This is a genomic window from Streptomyces sp. NBC_00631 (assembly GCF_045206895.1).
GTDB lineage: Bacteria > Actinomycetota > Actinomycetes > Streptomycetales > Streptomycetaceae > Streptomyces.
This window is the reverse complement of sequence record NZ_CP107734.1, coordinates 5,103,459-5,123,634: the sequence shown is the minus strand read 5'-3', so window position 1 is coordinate 5,123,634 and position 20,176 is coordinate 5,103,459. Positions and strand designations below refer to the sequence as shown.

Sequence of the window (20,176 nt, the reverse complement as noted above, 5' to 3'; positions counted from 1 at the left end):
CCTAGGACGCCGGCTCCTCGGCGGTCGACAGCATTTCCAGCTCGCCGGTGAGGTTGTGGCGGGCGGTCGGCTCCCACTCCGTCCGGCCGTACGGCGTTCTGAACAGCTGGGGCAGGTCGAGGAGTTGGCGCAGGACCGCGGAACGGCCCGCGCGGAAGGCGTCGTTCGGGACGAAGTGGTACTCCTCGCGTACTTCGACGGTGTAGGCGGCGTACGCGGCGGGCGGAGCGGCGAGGATCGCGAGGTCGGCGTCGCACAGGACCTCGCCGTTGCGGTCGCCGGGGGCCGGGTCGTGGGTGACGGTGAGCCGGACCAGGCGGGCGACCTCGGCGGTCTGCCGTGCCGGGAGCCCGGCCTCGGGGAGAGCGCGTTCGGCGAGGCGGGCCGAGCGCTCCTCGTTCTCCGACCGGTCCGGCGCGTACACCGCGTCGTGGAACCAGGCGGCGAGCCGGACCAGGTCCGGGTCGTCCGCGTACTTCTCCAGTACGTCGACGTGGTCGAGGACCGCCGTCAGATGGGCGAGCGTGTGGTACCGGCGCTGGGGCTCCTGCCAGCGGCGGAGCAGTTCGTCGGCGTACCGGTGCGGGGAGGGCGCGCAGGAGTCGTCGTCCCGCGACCTGAGGAGGGCGGTCAGCCAGCGGGAGCGCAGGGCGTCGAGATCGGCCATGCGCCCATTCTCCCGCGCCCCACTGACATCCCCCTAGCGTGGGACGCATGACTTCTGCTGTGAACGACGTACGCGACCCCCTGCTGCCCGGACGTCTCCTCACCATCGAGCGCGACGCGCTGCTCCCGCTCCTCCGGTCGCGGCCGGACCCGGACTTCGCGCTGCCTGCCGCCGCCTGCCCGGGGTGGACGGTGCGTGATGTGCTCGCGCACTGTTCGTCCGCGCTGATCCGGGTGGTGGAGAGCCGCTTCGAGCGGGGGGTGTTCTCGCCCGAGTCGAACGACCGGGACATCGCCGAGCGCGCCGACTGGACGAACGCCCGGGTCCTCGACGAGCTGGAGCGCGGGATGACCGAGGCCGGGGACGTGATCGCGGGGCGGGCGGACGGGGCCCTGGACCCGGTCGCCCTGGGCGAGTGGGTGCATGCCGGTGACGTCCGCGACACCCTCGGGGAACCCGGCGCCTACACGGGCGCGGGCCTGCCCGACGCGCTCTCCCTGCTGGCCCGGGTGACCCGGGTGCGGGGGCATCTGCGGCTCCACGCCGACCTGGACGACGTGGACGAGCCGCTGCAACTGGGCGAGCCGAGCGGCACCCGGACCCCGGCCCGTTTCATGGGGGACGCGGCGACGCTCGTACGGCTGTACACCGGGCGGTCGGTGGACGGGGCGTCGTACGAGCTGATGGGGGCGGAGGCGGCGGAGCTGAACCTCTACGGCTGAATGCGGCCGGTGTGGGACGGGGCGGTCTCGCGGCCGTTCCCGTTCCCCGCGTACCCTGGATTGGACTAGACCTCCGGACTAGACCTCTTGTGGTCGGCCGCGGGGGTCGGTCGCATGGGTACACGGGGAACACCACGGAAGGGGCCCTATGAGCACGCGTGCAGTCCTGGAGGTGATCGCCCTCGACGCCGAGGACGCGGTCGCCGCCCAGGCCGGAGGCGCGGACCGCCTCGAACTGGTCACCGACATGGCGGCCGACGGGCTGACCCCGCCGCCCCGGACCTTCACCGCGGTCCGGGCCGCCGTCGACATCGACCTGCGCGTGATGCTGCGGCTGGCGGACGGGTTCGCGGCGGGCGACGCCGACCGCCTGGTGGAGGTGGCCGGGGAGCTGCGGGCGGCCGGGGCCGACCAGTTCGTGCTCGGGTTCCTGGACGCGGACGGCGGGGTGGACCTGGACGCGGTGGAGCGGGTGGTGGCCGGGCTGGACGGCTGCCGCTGGACCTTCCACCGGGCCATCGACAGGGCCGCGGACCGGGACGCCCTCCGCAAGCAGCTCGCCGACCTGACGGGCCTCGACACCTACCTCACCGCGGGCGCGGCGGAGGGTGTGGACGAGGGCCTGCCCAGGCTGCTGACCGAGGCGGGGCGGCGGGGAGAGCCGGGGTACGAGCAGACGCTCCTGGTGGGCGGAGGCCTGCGCCTCGATCACGTCCCCGAGCTGCGAGCGGCAGGCATCGACGCCTTCCACATCGGCGGCGCGGCCCGGCCCGGTGGCTGGGACGGGCCGGTGTCGGCGGCAGCGGTACGGGAGTGGCGCCACGTGCTGGACCGACCGTCAGTGGTCCCACCCGGGGGCGCGGGGAACTGCGCGACAAGCCCCCACGCACCCGCACGCGGCGACGATCCCCGCGTGGCACCCCACTAGCCCCCGACCGCTCGGACCAGCTGCGCCGGCAACGGGGCCGCGTGGGTCACGATCAGGCCGGACACGGCCCGGGTGAGGGCCACGTACAGACGGCGCAGGCCGGTGCGTTCGTCCGGTTCGCCGTCGACCACGGCGCGGGGCTCGTCCAGGACCACGTAGTCGTACTCCAGGCCCTTGGCCAGGGACGCCGGGACCAGGGTGAGGCGGGTCTCGGCCGTGGTCTCCTCGCCGGGGGCCAGGTGGCCGATGCCCGCCGCCGTCAGCGCCGCCGCGAGCGCGGGCACGCGCGCGTCCGCCGCGATCAGGCCCGTCGACCCCTCGTTGCGGAGCAACTCCTCGCACGCGGCGACCACTTCGGCGGTGTCCGTGATGGGGCGCAGGGCGAAGAAACCGGGGTTCTCACGGACCGAGGCGACCGGCGTGAGGCCGGGGGCGATGTGCGGGAGGAGCCGGGAGGCGTAGGTGATGACGTCCGTCGGGACGCGGAAACCCGCCGTCAGTTCCTCGATGACGCCGTCCGGCTTGCCGAGGTGGGACAGGGCCTCGGCCCAGCTCCGCGTCGCCCAGGGCGTGGTGCCCTGCGCCAGGTCGCCGAGGACGGTCGCCGAACCGGTGGTGCACCGGCGGCCGACCGCGCGGTACTGCATGGGGGAGAGGTCCTGTGCCTCGTCGAGGACGACATGGCCGAGCGAGTGCGTGCGCTGGACGAGATCCGTCGTCTCGTCGATCAGCACGGCGTCCGCGGCCGACCACTTCGCCGCCTTGACGCTGCGCACCGGCTTCGTCCACACGATCGCCTTCTGCTCGTCCTCGTCGAGGATCCCGGCGGCGTGCTCCGCGAGGTAGTCCGCGTCCGTGAGCAGGCGCAGGACGAGTTTCGCCGGATCGACCGGCGGCCAGATCTGCTTGACGGCCGCCTTCACCGCCGCGTTGCGGGCCACCGAGTCCTGCACGCGGTCGTCGGGCGCCTCTCCCGACCGCTCCATCTGGACCAGCACGACATGCGCGATGCGCTGCGGCAGGGCCTCCCGAGCCGCGCCGTACCGGATGCCCCGGTCCAGCAACTCCCGGACGATGTCCTCCAGTTCGTACGCCGGGACGCGCCACCGGCGGGAGCCGCGCACGACCACGACCGGTTCGGTGGGCAGGGTGACGTGCGCGTATACGGCCCTGCGCAGGACCTCCGCCATCCGGGCGTCGCCCTTGATGATCGCGGCGGGAGCGTCGTCGGCCCCCTTCAGATCGACGTGGGCCACCAGGTCGTCCACCGTCGCCTGCTGCACGGCCAGCTCACCGAGCGCGGGCAGCACCTGCTCGATGTAGTGCAGGAAGGAGCGGTTCGGCCCGATGACCAGGGTGCCGGTGCGGGCGAGCCGCTCCCGGTGGGCGTAGAGGAGGTAGGCGACCCGGTGCAGGCCGACGGCCGTCTTCCCGGTGCCCGGGCCCCCCTGCACGCACACCGTCCCGCCGAGCCCGCTGCGCACGATCTCGTCCTGCTCGGGCTGGATGGTCGCCACGATGTCCCGCATCGGGCCGACGCGCGGGCGCTCGATCTCCTGCTGGAGCAGCTTGCTGGTGCGCACCGCCTCGGCCGGGTCGGAGAGGTGCTCGTCCTCGTACGCCGTGATCTCGCCGCGCGTGTACCCGAAGCGGCGGCGCAGCGCGATGTCCATCGGGTCCTTCTTGGACGCCCGGTAGAACGGCTGCGAGACCGGCGCCCGCCAGTCGATGACCATCGGGTCGCCGTCGTGGTCGTGCACGTGCCGGCGCCCGATGTAGAAGCGCTCCCCTTCCGCGCCCTCGGCCTGTTCGGCGCCAGGGGAGTGCAGGTAGTCGAGGCGGCCGAAGAACAGCGGGGTGTCGCTGAGGTCGGCCAGCGCCTTGATGCGCTCCTCCATCTGGCGGGCGAGGACCTCGGCGTTGACCCAGTTCGCGGTGACGTCGCGGATGTCCAGCGACTCGACGTCCTCACGCATGGCGCGCAGGGCGGCGCGGGACTCGGCGAGGTGGGAGCGTTCGCGGGAGAGCGGGTCGTGGGTGGGCGTGGACAAGGGGGTGCCTCCGAAGGCCTGCGAGTCGATGGCGCTCAGGTGTGGATGGCGCACAGATGGCGATCAGCCGACCGGTTTCCGTCCGGCCGACGGCACTCCGGGGGGCGGAGGCGGGCAAGAGCGGAGATTCTAGTGAGGTGGGGGCGAGGGAGGCCAATGGATTTTCCTGCGGCCGGTCGTCCCTTCCGGGGAGCGGCCGCGCCCCTGAACGCCGGTAGTCCCCTAGGGGGAGCGTCACCCGGAGGGTGGGGCGGGGGTACGGGGCGGGGTCCACCGAAGGGTGGACCGGAGATTGCCGAAAACTGGGCCCGTGGACCGATGCCCTGCTTGTGCCCGAAGTTCCACCATTGAGGCATGAGCGCAGCAACCATCCACCCAGCCCCCAGCCGTCCCCCGGGCGCCACCGCCCTCGACGGAGTCCCGCACACCCACCACCGCCTGGGCGACGCCCTGCGCGCCGTCAAGGTCTTCGTCAGCGCGGCGTTCAGTGTCGCCGTCCTCGGTGAGTACGGCGAGGAAGCGGGCATACGCCGCAAGTAACGGCATAGGGTCGCCGTCGTGCCGAACCGGACGGTGACGTCACCCTCTGCCTCCCCCGCCACCCCGTTCCTCTTCCTGTCCCTCTCCTTACTGACGGTCTCCCTCTGCACCTTCGCAGCCCTCTGCGTCCTGCTGCACGCCCCGATGGCCGACCTGCTGGTCTACCGGGCGGAGGGCGAAGCCGTGGTCCATGGCGGTGATCTGTACGGCTTCACGGTCACCGAGTGGCGGCTGCCGGCGACGTATCCGCCCTTCGCGGCGGTCCTGTTCGTCGCGACGACCTGGCTCCCCGTCCCGGCCCTGAAGGTGGCGTTCCTCGCGGGCAACGCGCTCCTGCTCGCCTGGCTCGTCACCCTCTCCGCCCGCCTGGCCGGCCGCCCGGCACCCCTTCCGCTGCTGTGCGCGGCCACCGGGCTCACCCTCTGGCTGGAGCCGGTCTTCCAGACCCTGCTCTTCGGCCAGGTCAACCTCGCGATCGCCTGCCTGGTCCTGTGGGACCTGACCCGGCCGCCCGGCGCCCGCGCCAGGGGTCTCGCCCTGGGCATCGCGGCGGGCGTCAAACTCACTCCGGCGATCTTCATCGCCTACCTGTTCCTCACCGCCCGCAGAAAGGAGGCGGCCACCGCGACGGCGTCCTTCGCGGGCACCGCCCTGCTCGGCGCCCTGCTCCTCCCCGCGGACACCGTGGACTTCTGGACCCGGCGCCTGTTCGAGACCGGCCGGGTCGGCAAGGGCTGGATCATCGACAACCAGTCGCTCCAGGGCCTGATCGCCAGAGCGACGGGCACCGCGGCACCGGGCCTGGCCTGGACCCTCCCGGCGGCCGCGGTCGCGGTGACGGGCCTGTGGCTGGCGACGCACCGGCGTGACGCGACCGGCGACCGCGCCGCCGCCCGCGACCGCTGGGGCATCCTGCTCACCGCGGTCACGGCCCTGCTGGTCTGCCCGATCAGCTGGTCCCACCACTGGGTGTGGTGCGTCCCGCTGCTGGCGGTCCTGCTGGCGGAGGGCCGGACGCTCCTCGCGGCCACGGCCGCACTCGTGTTCACGGCGCGCACGATGTGGCTGCTGCCCCACGAGGGCGACCGCGACCTGCACCTGCCGTGGTGGCAGCAGCCGCTCGCCTCGCCGTACCCGCTCCTGGGGCTGGCGCTGCTGGCGGGCGCCGCGACCGCCCTGCGAAGGCACGGCGCCGCCCCGCCGGACGGGACCGGCGCCGCCCCGCCGGACGGGTCTCAGCTCTCCGCGAGGAGCTCGTCCGCGTCCATGATCCGGTAGGCGTACCCCTGCTCCGCCAGGAAGCGCTGGCGGTGGGCGGCGAAGTCCTGGTCGATGGTGTCGCGGGCGACCACGGAGTAGAAGTGGGCCTGGTGACCGTCGGCCTTCGGGCGCAGGACGCGGCCGAGGCGCTGGGCCTCCTCCTGGCGGGAGCCGAAGGTGCCCGACACCTGGATGGCGACCGTCGCCTCCGGCAGGTCGATGGAGAAGTTGGCGACCTTCGAGACGACCAGCACGCTGATCTCGCCCTCACGGAAGGCGTCGAAGAGCTTCTCGCGCTGGGCGTTGGAGGTCTCGCCCTTGATGACGGGGGCGTTCAGGTGCTCGCCCAGCTCGTCGAGCTGGTCGATGTACTGGCCGATGACGAGGATCTGCTGCCCGGCGAAGCGCTTCACGATCGCCTCCGTGACCTTCCGCTTGGTCGCGGTGGTCGCACAGAAGCGGTACTTCTCCTCGGTCTCGGCGGTGGCATAGGCCAGCCGCTCCGAGTCCGTCAGGTTCACCCGCACCTCCACACAGTCGGCGGGTGCGATGTAGCCCTGCGCCTCGATCTCCTTCCACGGAGCGTCGAACCGCTTGGGCCCGATGAGGGAGAACACGTCCGATTCCCGGCCGTCCTCGCGCACGAGGGTGGCCGTCAGTCCCAGCCGCCTGCGCGCCTGCAGATCGGCGGTGAACTTGAAGACAGGAGCCGGCAGCAGATGGACCTCGTCGTAGACGATCAGCCCCCAGTCGCGGGAGTCGAAGAGTTCGAGGTGCGGGTAGACGCCCTTCCGCCTGGTCGTGAGGACCTGGTACGTGGCGATCGTGACGGGCCGGATCTCCTTGCGCGTCCCGCTGTACTCCCCGATCTCGTCCTCGGTGAGACTCGTCCGCTTCACCAGCTCGTGCTTCCACTGCCGGGCCGAGACGGTGTTGGTCACCAGGATCAGCGTGGTCGACTTGGCCTGCGCCATGGACCCGGCCCCGACCAGGGTCTTCCCGGCCCCGCAGGGCAGGACGACGACCCCGCTCCCGCCGTGCCAGAAGTTCTCCACGGCCTGCTTCTGGTACGGCCGCAGCGCCCAGCCGTCCTCGGCGAGCTCGATCGGGTGGGCCTCCCCGTCCACGTACCCGGCGAGGTCCTCGGCGGGCCAGCCCAGCTTCAGCAGGGTCTGCTTGATCTGCCCGCGCTCGGAGGGGTGCACGGCGACGGTGTCGGGGTCGATCCGGGCGCCGATCAGCGGGATGATCCGCTTGGAGCGCAGGATCTCCTCAAGGACCGGCCGGTCGGTGGTGGTGAGCACCAGCCCGTGCGCCGGGTGCTTGCTGAGCGTCAGCCGGCCGTACCGGTCCATCGTCTCGGCGATGTCGACCAGCAGCGCGTGCGGCACCGGATAGCGGCTGTACTCGACCAGCGCGTCCACGACCTGCTCGGCGTCGTGCCCGGCCGCCCGCGCGTTCCACAGCCCCAGCGGAGTCACCCGGTAGGTGTGGATGTGCTCCGGTGCCCGCTCCAGCTCGGCGAAGGGCGCGATCGCCCGACGGCAGTCGTCGGCCCGCTCGTGGTCGACTTCCAGGAGCAGCGTCTTGTCGGACTGGACGATCAGCGGACCATTCACGCGCGGCACCTCTCCCTTCGGCTCGTGCGGCCATCGCCATGGCGGCCATCGTCACGGGCCAAAGTTCCAGTGTGCCTCATGCGCGAGCGATCACCTTCGCTGCTGGACGGAACGTGCACCACCTGTGCCCGGTTTCTGGGAGCACCTGATCGCCCGATGCAACCTTGGGTCCGTTTCGGGTGTCATGTCCGAGGGAGCCGCGTATGAGCGTGGCTCGGTGGGGAGGTTCGGGTGACGTCCGTACGCATCTGGGGACCCGGCGCGGGGGCCGTGGTGGTGCTGGTGGCGGCCGGGGTGTGGGCGCGCGGGTCGAGCGCCGTGGACGCCGGGCTGTGGGCGCAGGTGCGTCCCGCGATCGAGGCACGGCTGGTGGCGCAGTCCGCCGGGACCGGGGCCGGGGAGAGCGAGCCCCAGCTCAGGTCACGGTGGTTCTGCCGGGCGGAGGCGCTGGACCTGGAGGAGAGCGGGGACCGGGTGCGGGCCGGCGTCAACACCCTGTGCGAGGAGTACGGCGAGCACGCGGGCGCCCTGGTGCTGTGCGGCGGCTCGCAGACACCCCAGGTGATGCGGCTGGAGCGGGATCCGGCGAACGGCGGCTTCCGGGTCGTCTCCGCGCAGCAGCCGCCGGACGGCGAGGGCTACGGCGAGTGGGAGGGGAACCACTTCAGCCGCTCTGCGGTGTCCCGCCTCGACGGGGAGATGTCCTCCGCGGGACTGCGGACCGCGGCCCGCACCCACTTCGGCCTGCCCGCCGATGCGCCGGTACGGGACTGCTGAGAGGGCCGGTGGAAGACCGGCCCCCTCAGCGACGGCACCGCCTCAGCTCGGAGGTTCGACGGCGAAGGTGCCCGGTGCGGGGTTCTTCTCGGCCATCGCCTCGCCCGGGGCGGCCAGTCTGGCCCGGACGCGCAGGACGGACCCCGCCGCCACGTCCGCCAGGAGCGGGCTGGGCACGGCGAGCAGCAGGCGCTGTCCGACGTTGCCCGACAACAGGTCGGCGTATCCGGTCACCGGCTCGGCGCCGACCACGTCCACCTCCGCGAGGTCCCAGCCCGCCAGCCGCGGATGGGGCCCGGTCCTGACCAGCCGCGCGGTCAGATCCGTGCGGTTCTCGACCACCTGCACCATGCCGGCGGTCACCGCTGGGGCGGACCCTCGTGGCGGTGCCCGCGGTACCCGTCGCCGGCCTTGAGGAGCGGCTCCGGAGCGGGCGCCGTACTCCGCTGGTCGTGCCGCGCGGTCTGCTCCAGGTACGCCTCGGCGCCGGCCCAGGGCACGACGGCCTGCTCCAGGGCGGCGAGCCGGTCCTGGAGGTCATGGATCGTCCGGACCAGGCCGGGCGTCTCCGCCTCCCGCTTGGCCGAGGCCAGGGCAGGGGCGGGCGCGCGCACGCCGGCCGCGGACGAGAGCGACACCGTGGCGGTCATCGTGGCGGCGGGTGCCGAGATCTCCGTGACGGACACACCGGTCGGAGTGCCGGCGTAGGACTGGGAACTGGGCCTGCTCGACGGAGTGAACGAGCTGTTGCCCGTGCTCCCGGGGTAGGTGTCGCCGGCGTCGCCGCGGTTCTTCGCCGACTCCAGGTCCTGCCGGTCGTCCGCCTGGACCAGGCCCACCATGTAGTGGTTCTCGTTCGTGTTGTCGGGCTGGCTCATGTCGACGTGCCAGATGTTCAGGCCCGGGGCGGGCAGTGAGGCGTCGTACCCCGATTGCTGGCGGTTCTCCAGCAGGAAGTACTCCCTGCCGGGCCGGCCGTCGGTCCACAGCCGGTACGCCTCGAAGCCGTGCTTGATGTCGGGGATGGACAGTTTCCCGTTGACCGTGATGTCGACGGCCTTGGCCCAGCCCTGCTGGACCTTGCACCAAGCCGAGGGATGCGTCGGTATGTCACCGCCGCCGCCCCACGAACCGGCGCCCATCAGGCACCAGTTGCCGACGCCCTCCGACGAGCCGTCGACGTCGTACAGGTCGGGGAAGCCGAACAGCAGGTGGCCCAGCTCGTGGGCGCAGACCCCGATCTTGGCGTCCTCGGGAATGGTGAGGTAGCCGTAGATCTGGGCGCCGTCGGCGGGGTAGGCGTTCGGCAGGACGAACTTGTGCGACCAGATGTCCCCCCGGTGACCGGTGGCCTCGCCGCCGGGACCGGCGTGCACGACGATGAAGGCGTCCACGAAGCCGTTGCCGTCGTTGTCGTACGGGGCGTAGTTGACGAGGGGGTCGGCTCCGACGGCGGCGTCCCGGGCCAGGATCTGCGCGCGGGCCTCCCCGCTCGGGCGGCCGATGCCGAAGTTGTCGTTGGCGTACCAGGAGAGCTTCTGCGGCATCCGGACCGGGCCGATGACCTCGCCGACGATGTCCACCAGGCCGTGCGTCACCTCGCGGTAGTAGTCCCGGACGCTGCCGTGCGGGAGTTCACCGACGGAGAAGAACAGCTTCTCGAAGTGCTCGTTGTCCGCGGTCATCGGCTTGTCCGCGAAGTCGGCCAGGACGACGACGACCCGTATCGCGCCGGTCAGCGGGGTACGGGCGGCGGACGCGGCGCGGATGGCTTCGAGCGAGGTTCCCGGGGCGAACGCCTCGGGCGGCATATGGACGGCGTCGCCGTAGCCGAACTTGCGGGGGTTGCCACCGAGCCGGAAGAGACCCGCCACGTCCGATTCGCCGCGGACCCGCTCCAGTTCCTGGAGCATCCTGTCGCGAAGCTCAGGGCTGGGTGCGATGGCGCAGAACTCCGACCAGACCGCGACCGAGGAAGGCCGTGAAGTGCAAGCGTCAACCATGCCAAATCCTCCCACAGGGGGGTTTATTGGTTGTTTCTACGCCAGTGACGCACGCATGTACGACGCCTGCAAGACGATCACCCTGCCCGCTACTCGTCCGCGAGTTCGGCCACGCCGGTCACGCGGTGCAGGGGATAGGTGCGGACCTCGTCGGCCGTGTGGTCGTACGCCGTGACGAAGCCGCCCTCGACGCGGATCGGGGCGATGACCCGCTGGGTGGCGGTGCCCTCGGCGTTGACGTAGCCGATCCAGACGGTGTCGCCGGTGAGGACGGCGGCCTGCATGGTGGCGAGGGTCTCGGCGGGGCTGGTGCGGGGGAGTTCGCCGCCCTTGACGGGGGTGCCGGTGGACTTGCGCGGGGTGGTGGCGGCGAGGTCGCCGGCGCGGATCGCGCGGATCGCCGCCGCCAGGAGGGTGGAGTCCGGTGACGGCGGGCCGTCCGGGACCGGCTCGGGGGCCGTGCGCGGCGGGGTGCGGTGGGCGTGGGCGCGGGTGATCAGGACATCGCCCTCGGCGGACTCGGCGGCGGGCGCGAAGCCCATCGCACGCAGGCCTTCCAGGAGGGCGGCCGGGTCGGCCTGAGTGGCGAGCACCGTAGGGGCCAGCCGGCGCAGGCGCAGACCCGACGCCCGCTTGTCGGCCATGATCTCGTTCAGGACGGTGTCGTCGTCGCAGCGGACGTATGCCGAGGCCGCGCCCACCCGCAGATGGCCGTGCCTGCGGGCCACGTCGTCGATCAGGTAGCTGAGCGGCTGCGGGACCGGGGTGCGTGAGTGGCCGACGAGGAAGGCGTGCAGGTCGGCGGCGGTCTGACCGGCGTCCAGGGCGCGGCGGACGGAGGCGGGCGTGAAGCGGTAGACCGTGGCGCCGCCCTTGGACTCGACGTCGGCGAGGACGCCCAGCGCGTCGGCGAGCGGGCGGCGCAGCGGGCCCGGGGCGACCGCCGTCAGGTCGGCCTGGAGCAGCACGTGGTCGAGGGGCTCGGGGAGGAGCGGGGCGAGCAGCCGGCCGGCGGCCGCGGCGGCGACGGCCTGTTCGGGCGGCGACAGGGGAGCAGGAGTGGGGGCGGGGGCGGGATGGTGGTGGTGCACGGGGAGCTTGTCGCCGGGGCCGGCGGACTCGGCCGCGGCGGGGGACGCGGGCGCGGGCGGTGCGCCGAGAAGCGCGCGGCCGTGGGCCGACAGCGCGCCGCGTCCCGTCACGCCCAGCAGCTCGGCCTCCGACAGGGTCCAGCGGGCCAGCCGGCCGCGCAGGTCGTCCTGCTGCTGGGGACCGCGCAGCGGGCGTTCCCAGCGCAGCCGGGCCAGCACCGAGTCGGCGGCCGGGGCGGTGCCCTCCGGGAGCCCGGCGAGCAGGGTCAGCACCCGGTGCCGTACCTCGGGCGCGGCGGAGCGGTCCAAGCCGGGGCCGAGCGCCGACAGGGCGCGTTCCTTGGCGTCCCGGCCGCCGACCAGGCCGGCGGTGCGGGTCGCGGTCAGCCAGGCCTCCGCCAGCTGGGCCCAGCGCTCGGCGGGCGGGCGGTCCAGCCACTCGTCGTAGGCGGGGGTGGCCGCGTAGCGTTCGTCGGCCTCGCCGTCGGAGGCGAGCAGCCCGGCCGCGTACGCCAGCTCGACCCAGAACGCGGCGATCGGCTCGGACACGTCCAGGGCGACGGCCGTCCGCTTGAGGTCCCGGACGCTGAGACCGCCGGCCCGCAGCACCGCAGGACCGCCCTCGTCCCAGTCCTTCAGCAGCTCCTCGACGGTCGCGAGGGCGGTGTACGCCTGCCCGGCCGCGGTCGCGTCCACAACCTGTGGACGGTGCGCGGCGGCCGGCTCGACGGCGGGCGGCGCGGGCTGCGGTTCGCGGTGCGCCCGGCCCTCGCGCAGATGCAGGGCGACCTCGCGGGGCAGGACCACGGTGCCGGGCGCGGTCGGCAGCAGCAGCCCGCGGTCCAGGAGCCAGCGCAGGTGAGCGGCCGGTTCGGGGGTGATCTGGCCGTACGGCGGCCCCCAGAGCAGCCGGGTGAGGACCTCGCGGGACTCGGCGGGCGCGGCGGCGAGCAGCTTCGCCATCTTCCTCCGGTGGCCGAACAGCTTGGTGAGCGCGTCCACCGCGGACACCGAGTCGTGCGTCGAGGGCAGTCCGGCGGTGGCCACGATCTCCTGGATCCGGCCCGGCGACATCCCCGAGGTGGCCTCCCGCACGGTCGGGCCCAGCCCGGTCGGCGACGGGTGCTGCGGGGACGGGGCGAGCACCTCGCGCGCGGTCCGCACCAGCCGCAGCCGGTCGTCGTCACCCCACACCAGCGCCTGGTCCCGGAGCGCGGTGACGGCACGCGGCAGCGCCCCGGCGACGGCCGGGTCCCCGCCGTCACCGGCCATCAGACCCAGCAGCTCCTGGTACGGCGCCGGGTCGCCGGCCACCGCCAGCGCCTCCGCGGTCTGCAGGGCGAAGCGGTCCAGGCGTTCCAGGGCACGCAGCACCGAGGCGCGGGTGCCGGCCCGGGTGGCCAGCTGGGTGAGGTCGGTGGGAACGGGGGTGATGAGGTCGGGGCGGGCACGCAGCAGTACGGCCAGGGATGCGTCGTCCCTGGCGCGAAGCGCCTCCGCGAGGGAACGCGGCGGGGTGGCCGGGTTGCTCATCCGACCCACGGTAGCGGGTAGGGGGTGGACAGCGGGATCACCTGTCCCGTCACCGCCGCCTTCCTGCGCGACCGGCCGTGCGCCGAGACCCGCTGTCGGCGGGAGTGCCGGCCGACCTGAGCCGTGGCCTGCGCTACCGTCGTTCCGACGGGGGTATCCAACGCAACGCACCGGCCCCGGAGGGGACTTCGTGGGTATCGAAAGCGACCAGGTCGTCTACGAGTATCTGAGCCGCGTCGGGGACATCGCGCACCAGCGCCAGTTGTCGTCGGCCGAGCGGATGCGGCTGGTCTCCGGGCTGCGCAACGAGATCGACCGGCACCGGGCGAAGTCGACCGTCGACAGCCCCGCCGCGGTACGGCGCATCCTGGACCGGCTGGGCACGCCCGACGAGGTCGTCGAGGCGGCGGGCGGTACGGCGGGCGGCGCGGCCGGCCCGCGCAAGCCGCCGCCCGGGGTCCCCGCCCAGCGGGACGCGGGGCCCGCGGTACCGGCCGAGGACCTGCGCCGGGTCGTGCCGCGGCCCCGGCCCGCCGAGCCGGACGATTCGGGCCCGCCCACCGACTGGTGGCGGGTGGGCAGCAGCCCGTTCGGGGACGGGGACGAGGTGCCGGGGTTCGTCGGCGGGGTGGAGATTCCCGAGCTGCTGAGCAGGCCGCGGCTGCGGAAGGCGGAGCCGGAGGACGAGCCGGCCGAGCCGGTGGAGGCGGTGGCCCCTGTGGTGGAGGAGGCCGCGCCGCCCGGACGACGTCGGCTCCGCGTCGTGCCCCGCCCTGCCACCGGCTGGAGCAACCCCCTCCTCCTGCTCGCCGCCGGCGCACTCGTGGTGGGCGCGGTCCTCGGCAACTGGTTCGCGCTCGTCCTCGGCTGGGCCATCGCCTACGGCTCCCGGCGACTCACCCCGACGGAGACGAAGCTGGCGGTGATGTGGGTACCGGGGCTGTCCGTCGCGGCCGGGCTGGTCTGGCTGTGGGGCCGCAGCGCGGGGCGGTGGGGCGCGCCGATCGCCCAGGGCCAGATGAGCGGTGCGGTGGGGGAGACCTGGCCGTGGGTGGTACGGGGCGCTGCGCTGGCCTCGGCCGTTTATGTGGTGTGGCGGTCACAGAGGACGCGGTAGGGGGGCGGGCCGGGCGCGGTAGGGGGTGGGGCGGTCGGTCGCCGGGCGGGTGCGGGTGCGTGGGGGGCTGGTCGCGCCCACGCGGCAGAGCCGCACATCGATACAGCCCCGCGCCCCTTTGGGGCACGCTGCCCAGCCGTGTCTCGTACAGCCACGGGCAACGTCCCAGCTCCTCAGCCGCGGGCAGTCGCGCAGGTACACAGCCGCGTGCAGCCGCGCAGCTCTCCAGCCGCGTGCAGCCGCGCAGTTCCTCAGCCGCGGGCAGTTGCGCAGTTCCTCAGCCGCGGGCAGCCGCGCAGTTCCTCAGCCGCGGGCAGTCGTGCCGCTGGGGCGGCACGGGTGGGCGCGGCGGCACCCGGCAAGCGCCGGTAAGCGTCCCCACCCCCGACCTCAGCCCCCATCCACCCGAGCGTTCCCACCCCCGACCCCACCCCCCGCTCACGGTTGCCCCCACCCTGCACAATGGCCCACATGACTCCGCGCCCCCTCACCGTCGGCTTCGATCTCGACATGACGCTCATCGACTCGCGTCCCGGTATCCACGCCACGTATCTGGCGCTGGCCGAGCGGACCGGGACGTACATCGACGCCGATCTGGCGATCACCCGGCTGGGGCCGCCGCTCGCCGAGGAGCTGGTGAACTGGTTTCCGGCCGAGCGGATCGCGGAGGTGAGTGATCTGTACCGGGCGATGTACCCGGAGATCGCCATCGCGGCGACTCCCGCCATGCCAGGTGCGCGGGAGGCGATCGCGGCCGTGCGGGACGCCGGCGGGAAGAGCGTGGTGGTCACCGCGAAGTACGAGCCCAATGCGAAGCTGCACCTCGGCCACCTCGGCATGGTCCCGGACGCCGTCGTCGGCGACCTGTGGGCCGAGCAGAAGGCGGTGGCGCTGCGCGAGCACGCCGCGGGCGCGTACGTCGGCGACCACGTCGGAGACGTACGCGGGGCACGCAAGGCGGGAGCCCTGTCGGTGGCGGTGGCCACCGGGCCCTGCGCTGCCGAGGAGCTGCGCGCGGCCGGCGCCGACGTGGTGCTCGCCGACCTCACCGAGCTGCCCGCGTGGCTGGCCGGCTACCGGGAGGACGCCTCCCGCGCCTGACGGCGGCCGGCCGCGACCGACTGGAGTACTCCGGCGGCCGCGACCAGGAAGCCGACGCCCATGAGCATGCTCAGCAGGTACATGTACGTCGGAAAAGGCTTCGCGCCGAGGAACAGCGGTATCACGGTGACGAGTGTGGCCACCGCACCGATGAAGAAGACCACGGCTCCGGCACGGATCAGTCGGTCGCCGGGCCCGGCGGAATTCGCTTGGGTTTTGTCACGCACTCGACCAGGGTAGTTCCCTGCCCGAAGGAACAACCGGGCGACGTCTTGTCACGCGCCCGAAGACCATTAGCCTTGGTACCGGCGGGTCATGGTCGACCCGCCCGAGTGCTATCAAGAGCCGTTCCAGAGCTGTTGCATTCAGAAGTTTCCCGAGCAGTTTCCGACGAGATACGAGGACGAGGACAGACGTGCCTACCGGCAAGGTCAAGTGGTTCAACAGTGAGAAGGGCTTCGGCTTTCTCTCCCGCGACGACGGCGGTGACGTCTTCGTCCATTCCTCGGTTCTCCCCGACGGGGTCGACGCACTCAAGCCGGGCCAGCGCGTGGAGTTCGGCGTCGTCGCCGGTCAACGCGGTGACCAGGCACTCTCCGTGGTCCTGCTGGACCCCACCCCGTCGGTCGCCGCGGCCCAGCGCAAGAAGCCGGACGAGCTGGCCTCGATCGTGCAGGACCTGACGACCCTGCTCGAAAACATCACGCCGATGCTGGAGCGCGGCCGTTACCCGGACAAGGCCGCCGGCGCGAAGATCGCCGGGCTGCTGCGCGCGGTCGCGGACCAGCTGGACGTGTAGTCGGGTTAGAGGCATATGCCTCTCGGAAGTGGGTAAGTCCCGTGAGTTTTTCACGGGAAATCGAGTGCGTGCGGGCCGAGGGGCGGTACGAGTCCCTCGGCCGCCGCGCGGGTGAGCAGTCCGCGGACCGCCGCGTAACCGTCCTCGCCGAGTTCCGAGGTGAACTCGTTGACATAGAGCCCGATGTGCTGGTCGGCGACGGCCGGGTCCATCTCCTGGGCGTGTGCCATCACATAGGGCCGGGAGACCTCGGGATCGTCCCAGGCCGCGTGGACGGACGTACGGATCGAGCCGGCGAGGCGGGTGAGCGTCTCGGCGCCCAGCGACCGCTTGGCGATGATCGCGCCCAGCGGGATCGGCAGGCCCGTCGTGGTCTCCCAGTGCTCGCCCATGTCCGCGAGCTTGTGCAGGCCGTAGTTCTGGTACGTGAAGCGCGCCTCGTGGATCACGAGCCCCGCGTCGACCTTCCCGTCCCGCACGGCCGGCATGATCTCGTGGAACGGCATGACGACGATCTCGCCCACCCCGCCGTCCGCCAGCGTGTCCGCCGCCCAGAGGCGGAACAGCAGGTACGCCGTCGACTTCTCGCTCGGCACGGCCACGGTACGGCCGGTGAGGTCCGCCCCCGCCTCCCGGGTCAGCACCAGTGGCCCGCAGCCCCGGCCCAGCGCGCCCCCGCAGGGCAGCAGCGCGTACTCGTCGAGGACGTACGGCAGCACGGCGTACGACACCTTCAGCGCGTCCGACTCGCCGCGCTCGGCCATGCCGTTGGTGATGTCGATGTCCGCGAAGGTCACGTCGAGCGCGGGCGCGCCCGGGATCCGGCCGTGGGCGAGGGCGTCGAAGACGAAGGTGTCGTTCGGGCAGGGCGAGTACGCGATGCGCAACGAGTCAGCGGTGGTCATGTGGATTCCAACTCTCCAGGACGGGCGTGAGCTTCCCGAACGCCTCGGTCAGCGCGGTCAGGGCGTCGCCGATGCGCCAGGCGGCACGGTCGCGGGGGCCGACGGGGTTGGAGACGGCGCGCAGCTCCAGCACGGGCACGCCGTGGGCGGCGGCCGCCTCGGCGACGCCGAAGCCCTCCATGGCCTCGGCGAGGGCGCGCGGGTGCCGGGTCCGCAGTTCCGTCGCGCGGGCGGCGGTTCCGGTCACCGTGGAGACGGTCAGTACCGCTCCGGGGCGAGCTCCGGTGGCCTGAGTTAGCACTCGTACGAGTGAACTCGGTGGACGGTGGCTGACGGTCCCGAAGCCCAGTTCGGTGACCGGCAGGAACCCGTCGGCCGTCTCGGCGCCCAGGTCGGCCGCGGTGATCTCGTCGGCGACGACCAGGGAGCCGACGGGGGCCTCCGGCTGGAAACCGCCGGCGATCCCGGCGGAGACGACCAGCGTGTAGGGGCGGCCGTCGAGGGCGGCGGCGGTGAGGGCGGTCGCGGTGCCGGCGGCGGCCAGGGCCGGTCCGACCCCGGCGGCTAGAAGGTCGTACCCCCCGGCGGTGCGCAGCAGCGTCGCGGCCGGCAGCCGTACCTCCGTCGGGACGTCGGTGAACGCCCGGGCCACCGCGTCCCGTTCGGCGGGGACCGCGGTGGCTACGAGGACGCGCGCGGCGGACGTGGTCGCTCCTGTGGCCGTCAGGCGTCCTTCTTGAGCTTGAAGGACCACAGGCCCAGCACCGACTTGTCGCCCTCCTTGATGGAGACCAGGGTCGAGTTGCCGGAGGCGCCGTACTGGGCGTTGAAGAACACGCTGCCCGGGATGGTGCGGTAGGTCTTGGTGCTGGAGTCCGTGAGCGCCTGACCGTTCATCAGGATCGTCCAGCCGTTGTCCGCGATCTTCGGATCGACGCCGAAGCGGACCGTGTCGTCCGGGTCCACCTTGATGGACTTGATCCCGGTGTCCTTCAGGCACTTCGTGAGGGAGGCCGTGTCCAGGGCCTTGCCGTCGTTGTAGCAGGTGGCCTCGGAGTTGACCGAGTTCGTGCCGACGGTGATCGTGGCGATGGGCGTCGGCTTGTCACAGGCCGACAGGACGAGCAGTCCGGCGGAAACGGCGCCGGCGGCGGCGACGACGCGGCGGCGTCGCGAGCGGGATTGCAGCGTGGTCATGGCCGAAGGCTATCGGGCGCTCCGGGCCGTCTCCCCATGTGGGGTACGGCGTGCCCGGTTCGTTACGCCACTCGCGGTCGGGGGTGGGTGCCGTGCCGGGCGGAGCTGAGCAGACCGCGCAGGGTGGCCAGCCAGCCGGCCGCCACGATCGAGGCGGCCACCACCAGGCCCAGGGTGCCGTTCAGCGGCATCACGATGCCCACCGCGCCGCCGAACACCCAGGCCATCTGCAGCAGCGTCTCCGAGCGCGCGAACGCCGAGCTGCGCACCGTCTCCGGGACGTCCCGCTGGATCAGCGCGTCCAGGGACAGCTTGGCCAGCGCCTGCCCGAAACCGGCCACCGCCGCCAGCACCGCCACCAGGAAGGCGCCGAAGAACAGCGCCGCGACGATCGCCGTGCCCAGCACCACGGCCACCACCGTCACGATGATGATCTCCGGCGCCCGGGAGCGCAGCCATGCCCCCACCGCCGTACCGAGCGCGTTGCCGACGCCCGCCGACACCCCGACTATCCCGAGCGACACCGCCGCGCTCTCGCCGGTCAGCGGGTGCTCGCGGAGCAGGAACGCCAGGAAGAAGATCAGGAAGCCGGAGAGGCAGCGCAGGGCGGCGTTGGCGCCGAGGGCGTGGGTGACGGCGGGCCCCACCGTGCGCAGCCCCGGCCGTTTCGTCCCCTTGCGGTACGGCCCGTGCAGGTGCTCCTCGTCGGCGGCGAGCAGCGCCACGTCCTCGCCCTTGGCCGAGTCGACCTTGGGCGGGAGGGAGAAGGAGAGAAAGGTTCCCGCTACGAAGATCACGAAGGCGCCGTAGAGCGGCCAGGGGTCGCCGACGGCGTGCAGTCCGGCCCCGATCGGGGCGGCGATGCCGGTGGCGAGCAGACCGGCGAGGGTGACCCGGGAGTTGGCCTTCACCAGTGAGAACCGGGGCGGCAGGAGTCTGGGCACGACGGCGCTGCGCACCACGCCGTACGCCTTCGACGCGACCAGCACCCCGAGCGCGGCCGGATACAGCTCCAGGCTGCCGCTGGCCACCGCGCCCGAGATGATCAGCGCGAGCAGCGCCCGGGCGAGCATGGCGCCGGCCATCGCGGCCCGGCGGCCGTGCGGGAGGCGGTCGAGGAGGGGGCCGATGACGGGGGCGAGGACGGTGAAGGGCGCCATGGTGATGGCGAGGTAGAGCGCGACGCGGCCGCGGGCCTCGTCGGTGGGCACGGAGAAGAACACGGTCGAGGCGAGCGCGACGGTGATCATCACGTCCCCCGCGCCGTTTACCGCGTGCAGTTCGATCAGTTTCCCCAGCCCGGACTCGCCGGCGCCGTGCGCGTGGGTGGCCTTGCGGATGCCGCGGGCGGTACCGGTCACCGGGAGGTGCAGGGCACGGCCGACCGAGCGGACGGCACCGCGCACCCGGCCCGCACCGCTACCGACCCCGACGGCGCGTTGGGGTGACCTCGCGGTTGCCACGTGCTTCATAGTGCCCTGAGAGTGCTGTTCCTAGTGCACTTTGTGACCAAGCGAGTCGTGGGGGCCCGTGGGGCTGGGGCCGGGGCTGGGGCCGGGGGTGGGGACGCTTACCGGCGCTTGCCAGGTGCCTCCCCCGGCCTTCGGCCTGGGGGTCCCCCGGCGCCCACCCGTGCCGCCGTGAGGCACGCCTGCCCGCAGCTGGGTGGCTGTGAAGCGCTGTGTAAGGGGCGCGGGGCTGTATCGATGTGCGGCTCCGCGGCGTGGGCGCGATCAGCCCCCACCCACCCGCACCCGCCCCGCAACCGTCACCACCCCGGAACACACCCCTGCCCCGCCTCAGAACCGGCCCTCGCTCCACCCACGTCGGCTCTACCCCGCCCCGCGCGCACGCCGGACTGTCCCC

At 73.0% G+C, this 20,176-nt stretch carries 19 protein-coding genes; 8 read left to right on the top strand and 11 right to left on the bottom strand.

The genetic code is table 11. The annotated features are described in order from the left end of the window. Position 1: 1 nt before the first annotated feature. Positions 2–667, bottom strand: coding sequence for a hypothetical protein (locus OHB00_RS23365; protein WP_406437229.1), 666 nt, complete (start codon positions 665–667; stop codon positions 2–4). A gap of 47 nt (positions 668–714) precedes the next feature. Here OHB00_RS23365 and OHB00_RS23360 point away from each other — a divergent pair, with 47 nt between their 5' ends. After that, the gene (locus OHB00_RS23360; RefSeq protein WP_406437227.1) at positions 715–1,389 is read left to right on the top strand and encodes a maleylpyruvate isomerase family mycothiol-dependent enzyme; all 675 of its coding nucleotides are present in this window, start codon (positions 715–717) and stop codon (positions 1,387–1,389) included. Between the two features lie 148 nt (positions 1,390–1,537). Continuing rightward, entirely contained in the window at positions 1,538–2,317 is a 780-nt protein-coding gene (locus OHB00_RS23355) for a copper homeostasis protein CutC (RefSeq protein ID WP_406437225.1), read from the top strand. On the opposite strand, the gene OHB00_RS23350 is transcribed toward OHB00_RS23355, so the two are convergent. Continuing rightward, the gene (locus OHB00_RS23350; RefSeq protein ID WP_406437223.1) at positions 2,314–4,368 is read right to left on the bottom strand and encodes a HelD family protein; all 2,055 of its coding nucleotides are present in this window, start codon (positions 4,366–4,368) and stop codon (positions 2,314–2,316) included. The two genes, OHB00_RS23355 and OHB00_RS23350, sit on opposite strands and share 4 nt — an antisense overlap. A gap of 354 nt (positions 4,369–4,722) precedes the next feature. Between OHB00_RS23350 and OHB00_RS23345 the strand changes: the two genes are divergently transcribed. Next, on the top strand, positions 4,723–4,908 hold the full coding sequence (locus OHB00_RS23345; protein ID WP_406437221.1) for a hypothetical protein: 186 nt from the start codon (positions 4,723–4,725) through the stop codon (positions 4,906–4,908). An 18-nt stretch (positions 4,909–4,926) separates the two neighbouring features. Continuing rightward, positions 4,927–6,186: a glycosyltransferase 87 family protein gene (locus OHB00_RS23340; RefSeq protein ID WP_406437219.1), complete on the top strand. Its 1,260-nt coding sequence runs from the start codon at positions 4,927–4,929 to the stop codon at positions 6,184–6,186. On the opposite strand, the gene OHB00_RS23335 is transcribed toward OHB00_RS23340, so the two are convergent. Further along, the gene (locus OHB00_RS23335; protein ID WP_406437217.1) at positions 6,144–7,787 is read right to left on the bottom strand and encodes a DNA repair helicase XPB; all 1,644 of its coding nucleotides are present in this window, start codon (positions 7,785–7,787) and stop codon (positions 6,144–6,146) included. The genes OHB00_RS23340 and OHB00_RS23335 overlap by 43 nt on opposite strands. Positions 7,788–8,018: 231 nt before the next feature. Between OHB00_RS23335 and OHB00_RS23330 the strand changes: the two genes are divergently transcribed. Then, positions 8,019–8,564 (top strand): hypothetical protein, encoded by a 546-nt coding sequence (locus OHB00_RS23330; protein WP_406437215.1) that lies wholly within the window; start codon positions 8,019–8,021, stop codon positions 8,562–8,564. Positions 8,565–8,606: 42 nt separating this feature from the next. Here the strand turns inward: OHB00_RS23330 and OHB00_RS23325 are convergent, their stop codons facing one another. The 3 genes from OHB00_RS23325 to OHB00_RS23315 all read right to left on the bottom strand — a co-directional run bounded on the left by OHB00_RS23325 (position 8,607) and on the right by OHB00_RS23315 (position 13,191). Continuing rightward, entirely contained in the window at positions 8,607–8,915 is a 309-nt protein-coding gene (locus OHB00_RS23325) for a hypothetical protein (RefSeq protein ID WP_406437213.1), read from the bottom strand. Between the two features lie 8 nt (positions 8,916–8,923). Beyond that, positions 8,924–10,567, bottom strand: a complete 1,644-nt coding sequence (locus tag OHB00_RS23320; protein WP_406437211.1) for a M6 family metalloprotease domain-containing protein — start codon at positions 10,565–10,567, stop codon at positions 8,924–8,926. An 89-nt stretch (positions 10,568–10,656) separates the two neighbouring features. Further along, entirely contained in the window at positions 10,657–13,191 is a 2,535-nt protein-coding gene (locus tag OHB00_RS23315; protein WP_406437209.1) for a helicase-associated domain-containing protein, read from the bottom strand. Between the two features lie 190 nt (positions 13,192–13,381). Here OHB00_RS23315 and OHB00_RS23310 point away from each other — a divergent pair, with 190 nt between their 5' ends. Further along, a complete protein-coding gene (locus tag OHB00_RS23310; RefSeq protein ID WP_406437207.1) occupies positions 13,382–14,308 on the top strand; it encodes a hypothetical protein in 927 nt (308 codons plus the stop codon). Between the two features lie 471 nt (positions 14,309–14,779). Next, the gene (locus OHB00_RS23305) at positions 14,780–15,409 is read left to right on the top strand and encodes an HAD family hydrolase (RefSeq protein ID WP_406437205.1); all 630 of its coding nucleotides are present in this window, start codon (positions 14,780–14,782) and stop codon (positions 15,407–15,409) included. On the opposite strand, the gene OHB00_RS23300 is transcribed toward OHB00_RS23305, so the two are convergent. Continuing rightward, positions 15,382–15,636: a hypothetical protein gene (locus OHB00_RS23300; protein WP_406437203.1), complete on the bottom strand. Its 255-nt coding sequence runs from the start codon at positions 15,634–15,636 to the stop codon at positions 15,382–15,384. The genes OHB00_RS23305 and OHB00_RS23300 overlap by 28 nt on opposite strands. 188 nt (positions 15,637–15,824) lie before the next feature. Here OHB00_RS23300 and OHB00_RS23295 point away from each other — a divergent pair, with 188 nt between their 5' ends. Beyond that, complete coding sequence (locus tag OHB00_RS23295) at positions 15,825–16,208, top strand: cold-shock protein (protein WP_093501504.1); 384 nt, start codon at positions 15,825–15,827, stop codon at positions 16,206–16,208. Between the two features lie 50 nt (positions 16,209–16,258). On the opposite strand, the gene OHB00_RS23290 is transcribed toward OHB00_RS23295, so the two are convergent. The 4 genes from OHB00_RS23290 to OHB00_RS23275 all read right to left on the bottom strand — a co-directional run bounded on the left by OHB00_RS23290 (position 16,259) and on the right by OHB00_RS23275 (position 19,773). Further along, positions 16,259–17,113, bottom strand: coding sequence for a 1,4-dihydroxy-6-naphthoate synthase (locus OHB00_RS23290; RefSeq protein WP_406437200.1), 855 nt, complete (start codon positions 17,111–17,113; stop codon positions 16,259–16,261). Further along, entirely contained in the window at positions 17,100–17,867 is a 768-nt protein-coding gene (locus OHB00_RS23285) for a futalosine hydrolase (RefSeq protein WP_406437198.1), read from the bottom strand. The genes OHB00_RS23290 and OHB00_RS23285 overlap by 14 nt, the downstream gene beginning before the upstream one ends. Beyond that, positions 17,837–18,310 (bottom strand): DUF2771 domain-containing protein, encoded by a 474-nt coding sequence (locus OHB00_RS23280; RefSeq protein ID WP_406437196.1) that lies wholly within the window; start codon positions 18,308–18,310, stop codon positions 17,837–17,839. Before OHB00_RS23280 ends, OHB00_RS23285 begins: the two co-directional genes overlap by 31 nt. Positions 18,311–18,372: 62 nt before the next feature. Beyond that, positions 18,373–19,773 (bottom strand): MFS transporter, encoded by a 1,401-nt coding sequence (locus tag OHB00_RS23275; RefSeq protein WP_406437194.1) that lies wholly within the window; start codon positions 19,771–19,773, stop codon positions 18,373–18,375. Between the last annotated feature and the right edge of the window lie 403 nt (positions 19,774–20,176).